Origin of the sequence: Thermoactinomyces sp. CICC 10521 (assembly GCF_016055135.1) — a bacterium.
GTDB classification, from domain to species: domain Bacteria; phylum Bacillota; class Bacilli; order Thermoactinomycetales; family Thermoactinomycetaceae; genus Thermoactinomyces_A; species Thermoactinomyces_A daqus.
On the sequence record NZ_JAECVZ010000019.1, the window covers coordinates 60907 to 67964 of the forward strand.

General features: G+C 44.0%; 5 protein-coding genes. 2 read left to right on the plus strand and 3 right to left on the minus strand.

The annotated features are described in order from the left end of the window. Nucleotides 1-23: 23 nt before the first annotated feature. Nucleotides 24-1181 carry a transcription termination factor NusA gene (gene nusA / locus I8U17_RS12985; protein WP_033099615.1) on the minus strand — a complete coding sequence of 386 codons (1158 nt, stop codon included), beginning with the start codon at nucleotides 1179-1181 and terminating at the stop codon, nucleotides 24-26. 22 nt (nucleotides 1182-1203) lie between these two features. Next, complete coding sequence (gene rimP, locus I8U17_RS12990; protein ID WP_033099614.1) at nucleotides 1204-1665, minus strand: ribosome maturation factor RimP; 462 nt, start codon at nucleotides 1663-1665, stop codon at nucleotides 1204-1206. A gap of 338 nt (nucleotides 1666-2003) precedes the next feature. Here rimP and pepF point away from each other — a divergent pair, with 338 nt between their 5' ends. Both pepF and I8U17_RS13000 read left to right on the plus strand, forming a co-directional pair. Further along, the gene (pepF, locus tag I8U17_RS12995) at nucleotides 2004-3815 is read left to right on the plus strand and encodes an oligoendopeptidase F (RefSeq protein ID WP_033099613.1); all 1812 of its coding nucleotides are present in this window, start codon (nucleotides 2004-2006) and stop codon (nucleotides 3813-3815) included. A 327-nt stretch (nucleotides 3816-4142) separates the two neighbouring features. Further along, nucleotides 4143-5456 carry a serine hydrolase domain-containing protein gene (locus tag I8U17_RS13000; RefSeq protein WP_198059513.1) on the plus strand — a complete coding sequence of 438 codons (1314 nt, stop codon included), beginning with the start codon at nucleotides 4143-4145 and terminating at the stop codon, nucleotides 5454-5456. A 355-nt stretch (nucleotides 5457-5811) separates the two neighbouring features. Here I8U17_RS13000 and I8U17_RS13005 read toward each other — a convergent pair whose 3' ends face one another. Next, the gene (locus I8U17_RS13005) at nucleotides 5812-6675 is read right to left on the minus strand and encodes a phosphotransferase family protein (protein ID WP_198055733.1); all 864 of its coding nucleotides are present in this window, start codon (nucleotides 6673-6675) and stop codon (nucleotides 5812-5814) included. Nucleotides 6676-7058: the final 383 nt, after the last annotated feature.

Genomic DNA, 7058 nt, shown 5'->3' on the forward strand with positions numbered 1-7058 from the left:
TTTAGAGCAACCTCCCCACCAGTTTATTCATTGATAAGATCTTCGATTTCACGGATTTCTTCTTTTTCCTCTGCGCCAGCCAAATGCGCCTCTTCTTCTGCGGTCCGATCTTCTTCTGCAATCGGATCTTCTTCCCCGATCAGATCGTTCTCCGCTTCTGATTCACTTTTAATATCGATTTTCCAATTTGTCAATTTGGCGGCCAGGCGGGCGTTTTGCCCTTCTTTGCCGATCGCAAGCGAAAGCTGATGATCCGGCACAACGACCCGCGCCATTTTTTCCTCTTCATAAACGGTGACGGAAACAACCTTGGACGGGCTCAGCGCATTGGCAATCCACTCATCAATCTGATCAGACCAACGCACAATGTCGATTTTTTCACCCCGCAACTCGCTGACAACCGTTTGTACGCGAGCCCCGCGGTGCCCCACACAAGCTCCGACCGGATCCACATCCGGATTGTGCGAAGCGACGGCCACTTTGGAGCGATAACCGGCTTCACGGGCAATCGCCTTGATTTCGACGATACCTTCATAAATTTCCGGAACTTCCAATTCAAACAGGCGTTTCAACAATCCCGGATGAGTGCGGGAAAGAAAGATTTGCGGACCTTTCGTCGATTTCTCTACTTTGGTGATAAAAGCTTTCACACGGTCACCGTGTTTGAACCTTTCACCGGGAATCGTTTCCGCATGGGGAAGAAGCGCTTCCACCCGTCCCAGATCCACGTAGTAATAGCGGCTGTCCGCCCGCTGGACGATCCCCGTGATAATGTCTTCCTCACGGTCCACAAAGTCTTTGTAAATCGCCGTCCGCTCTGCTTCGCGAATTCGCTGGGTCACCACTTGTTTCGCCGTTTGGGCGGCGATGCGGCCAAAATCGGCGGGCGTTACTTCGATTTCGACAATATCCCCCAATTGGTAGTTCGGATCGATCTCCCTTGCCGCATCCTGCGAAATTTCCAGACGGGAATCCAAAACCTCTTCCACCACTGTTTTACGGGCAAACACCCGGACTTCTCCGGACTGCCGGTTAATGTCAACACGCACGTTCTGCGCTGAATGGAAATTCCGTTTGTATCCGGAAATCAATGCAGCTTCAATCGCTTCAATCAAAATATCTTTGCTGATCCCTTTTTCTTTTTCTAACTGCTCCAGGGCCTCGATGAACTCGGCATTCATCGGTCCCATTCCTCCCTTCGCTTTAGAACACGACGCTCAAGCGGGCTTTTGCCACTTTTTCAACCGGTATTTGAAAACTTTTTTTCTTTTCTTGAATGGTAAGTTGCACCCCATCGTATTGGCTCAACACACCATCAAATACCTTTTGCCCATCAATCGGTTCATACGTCGTAATATGCACATTTTTTCCCACGGCTTTATGAAAATCTTTTTCTTTTTTCAGGGGTCTTTCCGCACCCGGAGAAGAGACTTCCAGGATGTAGGCACCCGGAATCGGATCAGCCTCGTCCAGAGAATCGCTCAATTTTTCGCTGACGCGACTGCAATCATCCAGGTCTACCGGACGCTCCTCACGATCAATGAAAATGCGCAAAAACCAATTGTTCCCTTCTTTCTTGTACTCTACGTCGACCAGTTCCAATCCTTCTGCTTCCAAAATCGGCTTTGCCAGTTTTTCCACTGCTTCTGTTACCTGCCGACTCAAAGCCAACCCTCCTTAAAAACGGCTAATGACAGAACATCTTCGGCAAAATGCAAAGAGTGGGTCAGCGCCCACTCTTTTGCCAACAGATGTATCTACAATAAGTATAGCCAAAGCGATTATACCACAATCATCAAATCGCTGGCAATTGCAAATCCTTGCTCCCGACGTGCGGAAAACCAAAGGGCCGATCGAAAAATGCAGCGATCCCAGCGATGCTGATCGCTCAGAAACCGGACCGCGCCGCGACTTCCCCGAAAAAACGGGACACATCATTTCTGATTACGATAACAAATAGTATAATAAACATGTGACCTTCACGATCCAGAAGGAGGATGACGATGACAAAGCAAAATAGCAAGCAATTACCCCAACGATCCGAAATCCCGGTGGAATACACCTGGCGGCTTGAAGATATTTTCGACAGCGACCAAAGTTGGAACGATGAATTCGACCAAGTAAAAGAACTGTTGCCCAAAATATCCCAATACAAAGGAAAACTTGGCACTTCATCCGAAACGCTCTTGGCCGCCCTCAAATTTCAGGACCATGTGCTCTACCGCTTGGGAAAGCTTTATACATACGCGCACATGCGTTATGATCAGGACACCACCAACTCCTATTTCCAGGCACTGAATGACCGGGCAAAACGGCTGTATTCCGATGCGGCAAGCGAAATGTCTTTCATGGTTCCGGAAATTCTGAGCATCAGTGAGCAAAAATTACAATCCTTTATTCAGGAAAACAAGGAATTGCAACTATACAAACACGCATTGGATCAAATCAACCAAAAAAGGCCTCATGTCCTGTCCGAACCGGAAGAAGCGCTTCTTGCGCAGGCCAGCGATGTGATGCGTTCCTCAGCCAATACATTCGGCATGCTGAACAATGCCGATCTTCGCTTTCCGACCATCATTGATGAAGAAGGAGACGAAGTGGAGATTACTCACGGGCGGTTCATCCAGTTTATGGAGAGCAGCGACCGCCGGGTGCGCAAAGATGCTTTTATGGGGCTTTACGCCACTTACAATAAATATAAAAACACCTTTGCCAGCACGCTGAGCGGGGCGGTGAAGAAAAATAATTTCTTCGCCAAGGCGCGCCGTTACCAATCGGCGAGACAGGCTGCCCTGTCATCCAACCACATTCCGGAAAAAGTATATGATCAACTGGTGGAAACGGTGAATGACCATCTTCACCTTCTGCACCGCTATGTTTCGATCCGCAAGCGCGCTCTCGGGCTTCCGGAACTTCACATGTACGATATTTATACACCGCTGGTAAAAGATGTGAAATGGAAAGTGACCTATCCGGAAGCACAGCAGATTCTCCTCGAAGGCTTAAATGTGTTGGGGGATGAATATATTTCCATCCTGAAGGAAGCATACGAAAACCGGTGGGTCGATGTTTATGAAAATAAGGGCAAACGCAGCGGAGCCTATTCTTCCGGCGCATACGGAACCTCGCCTTATATTTTGATGAACTGGCAGGACAACATGGACAATCTGTTTACGCTGGCACATGAATTCGGTCATTCCGTCCACAGTTACTACACCCGGAAGCACCAGCCTTTTGTTTACGGCGATTATACGATTTTTGTAGCGGAAGTTGCTTCCACTTGCAATGAAGCACTTTTGAACGACCATCTGCTCAAGACCACAAATGACAAACAAAAACGGTTATATCTTCTCAATCATTATCTGGATTCTTTCCGCGGGACGGTATTCCGCCAGACGATGTTTGCCGAGTTTGAACACTTGATCCATCAAAAAGCCCAAGACGGTGAAGCGCTGACCCCTGACTTGCTGACAACTCTTTATTATGAGTTAAACCGGAAGTACTACGGAGACGAAATCGTCAGTGACAAGGAAATCGGACTGGAATGGGCGCGCATCCCCCATTTCTATTACAATTATTATGTTTATCAATACGCAACCGGCTTCAGTGCAGCGGCGGCTCTGTCCAGCCAGATCTTGAGCGAAGGCAAACCGGCTGTGGACCGCTATCTCTCTTTCCTGAAGGCGGGCAGCTCCGATTATCCGATCGAAGTGCTGAAAAAAGCCGGCGTTGACATGACGACGGCAGAGCCGATCAAGCAAGCGCTAAAAACATTTGAAACGAAATTGGATGAGCTGGAAGAGCTCCTCTTCTGACAAAAGAACCCTGCCCTTGCCCGTCAAGCAAAAAGCCATTGAGTCTATGAAGCAGTACTTTACAGACTCAATGGCTTTTTTGTGTTTGTAGCAGGAGAACAAATGTTTATCATCAAATGTTATTGTTACATAGAATATTCGATGTTGGATGAAGGTGAGTACAAGTTTGATAACGGAAGGTTCAAGAACTCCGGAAAAGGCTGGAACTGCTGATAAAACGGCTCAGTGCCTTTCAGGGGTAAAAGAGCGAAATCTGATCTGAATAGCGCAAAGACGCTTCCAAAAAACAGTTTTCCCAAAACATTTCGAATCAGGAGTGGATGCTATTTGAAAGCGATTATTTCCCAATTAGAAAACTATATGAGTAAGTTAGAAGAAAATCGTTATTTTAATGGATCTGTATTAGTAGGTTATAAAGGAGAAATTTTACTAAGCCGTGGTTATGGTTGGAGTAATATAGAACATACTGTACCGAATACACCTCAAACTAAATATCGAATTGGCTCCATCACTAAAGGTTTTACAGCCATGGCTGTTCTTCAGCTGCAAGAACAGGGACTACTATCGGTGTTAGAACCCATTCGTAATTATATTCCCGACTTTCCCAAAGGTGATCAAATCACGATCCATCACTTGCTTACACACACTTCCGGCATTCCTGATTTTGTTAAATTCCCGGATTACTGGACCAGGATTATGCGATTGCCTTCTACTTTGGATCAAACCATCGATTTATTCAAGAATCTTCCTCTGGAGTTTATACCCGGAGAACGGTTTTCTTATTGTACATCGTCCTACATTTTACTTACTAAGATGATTGAACGACTTTCTAAGCAATCCTATGCCAGTTTTCTAAATCGTTACATTTTTGGCCCGCTTAAAATGAATGACACGGGTGTAGATGATGGTCGTACGATAGTCCATAATCTTGCTTCAGGATATTCTGTCTGGAAAGAGATAATTCATACAGAACACATGGACATGTCCATTCCTGTCGGGGGATATGGGTTGTATTCTACAGTCGAGGACTTATATCGCTGGGATCAGGCTTTATATACAAATAAACTCGTATCATATGAGTCACTCCAATCTATGTTTACTCCTCATCTGGAAAACTATGGTTACGGATGGGCTGTTCAACAGCTGGAGATCGGTAACAAATATCATACTTGTATTAGTCATTATGGGGATATCAATGGTTTCTGCGGAAATATTCTTCGATTCGTAAACGATAATCTTACAGTTATTATCTTGAGCAACCTAAATATTACTCCGGTAACATGGATCGGAAAAAACCTAGTTCGTTTATTTTTTGGTGTACCGATCTCATTTCCTGAAGTAACGACATCAATTGATCTAAATGAAAGTGTTGTTAAGCGCATAATTGGAATCTATCAGATAGAAAACTCTGAAAGAAAAATAACAATTACCTATGAAGGAGGACAATTATATCTAAGTGTGACTAAAATGCATGGAGCACCTTTTCAATATCCAATACACCCTGTTTCCGTCACTGAAGATTACATCCAGTTCAGAACTGAATATATTGATGAGACATTAGTATTTAATATAAACAAAACTCCCATTCAATTAATGTATAGAGAGATGGATCAGACACATATAGCCTTTCATTTAAGCTAATTAGATAAATAAGCTCATATCCCAGGGGACCGGATTTCATATTTGAGTCGCAGTATCTTATTTGGCGACGGCATCCGTCTGTTCCTTTCAGGCCCGGAAGGGTTTATATCAAATTACGGAAGTGATGCTCCCTTTACCCCTTCCAGAAAGCACTCAAACGCACAAAGAAGGCGGTAGAAATAGCGTGCATGCAGCAAACAAAACTAAAAAATAAGATAAACAGGGATGCTCAATGGGCCATCCCCGTTTTTTTTTTCTGCATTTTACCTGCGGAAAAACACCTGTGGTATTCTCCCATAAAAATCTGTCTATTCTTTTAAAGGCATATTTTTGTTATCGTTTTTTCTCATAGAGTTTATATACAAAATTCCTTATTTAGAGTCCAATCTAAACGACGAATCCACTCGTCTTGCACATCCTTTGCGGCATTTTCCACACGCAACAACACATTCCAAACTTTAGCAATACAATAAGCCTTTATGAGATTAGGCTCATAAGAAATATTTCTGTGTGAAGCATATCCATTAATAAAAGATTCAAGGAGAAAATCAGCCTTGTCCGGATAATGGAAATTCGTAAACCAATATACCCACGCCAAATCATTTAACGGATGCGCCCACTCCGCCCACTCCCAATCCAGTACAGACAGCTTCTTTCCAGGTGATATCAATATATTATGCGGCCCATAATCCCCGTGGGTTAATACCCACTCACTTTCCCTTTCCTCAATGACTGACAAAATCCCGGCTGATGACGTTTTTAATGATAAAGGTACGAAGTCCAAGTCGAACGCTGTTTCTCTCAGAGAATTCAAGGAACTCTTTCGAATAATTCCATTCCCATTAAGACAGGTAATAGCATGAATATGAGAAGCAAGAGTTATACCAAGCAACTTGTATAATTCAACAGCATCATTCCACTTGTGATCGTCTAAAATGAACTGACCGTTGATTCCTTCTCGGTAATCCATAACCATTATTCTGAAATCGAACAGATCAAATGTTTCATATAAAGCAGGAGTGATATCGGATCCATTAAGCAGGCTGAGACAACTAATTTCGTTTAAAGCATCCTGGTTATCCCTTCGTGCAATCTTGGCAACTAATAATGGATCTGTACCGTCCATTAGAACTGTCGAGTTCGTATACCCCCCTTTTAATGGAGTTATTTTCAATGCACCGTATTGCTGAATCAATTTTACAAAAATTCGTTCCATCATTTTAGGTGACCTCATTCTTTCAAGTCAGATGTAAAACAATGATTGAACAATCTATACATTACTCTTCTAGATGATCAAAGTTGTTCTTTTTCAACTAAAGATCATATCAAACGACAGAACGGGATGCCCAATTGAGCATCCCGTTTCTTTTTGATTGAATTGTGAAAAGCACTTGGTGTATAAGCTTGGTCAGTCACAGGCAGCGCATGTTTGTAAAGTACTACTGCACAGGTGGCTCTACGCGATTTGTGATACTGGTGGAACAGGCGCTAAAATTTTCCGGGTGTCAACGCCGGGATTAAATTGACCCACTTCAGCCGGTTTAAAATTGACCCACCCCGGTGCCTCATTTAGCCTTTGAAGGTTCCCCGTAAACTCCACTC

Coding starts and splice junctions, on each gene's coding strand:
- nusA (WP_033099615.1), bottom strand. CDS start 1,181: ATGAATGCCGAGTTCATCGAGGCCCTGGAGCAGTTAGAAAAAGAAAAA.
- pepF (WP_033099613.1), top strand. CDS start 2,004: ATGACAAAGCAAAATAGCAAGCAATTACCCCAACGATCCGAAATCCCG.
- I8U17_RS13005 (WP_198055733.1), bottom strand. CDS start 6,675: ATGATGGAACGAATTTTTGTAAAATTGATTCAGCAATACGGTGCATTG.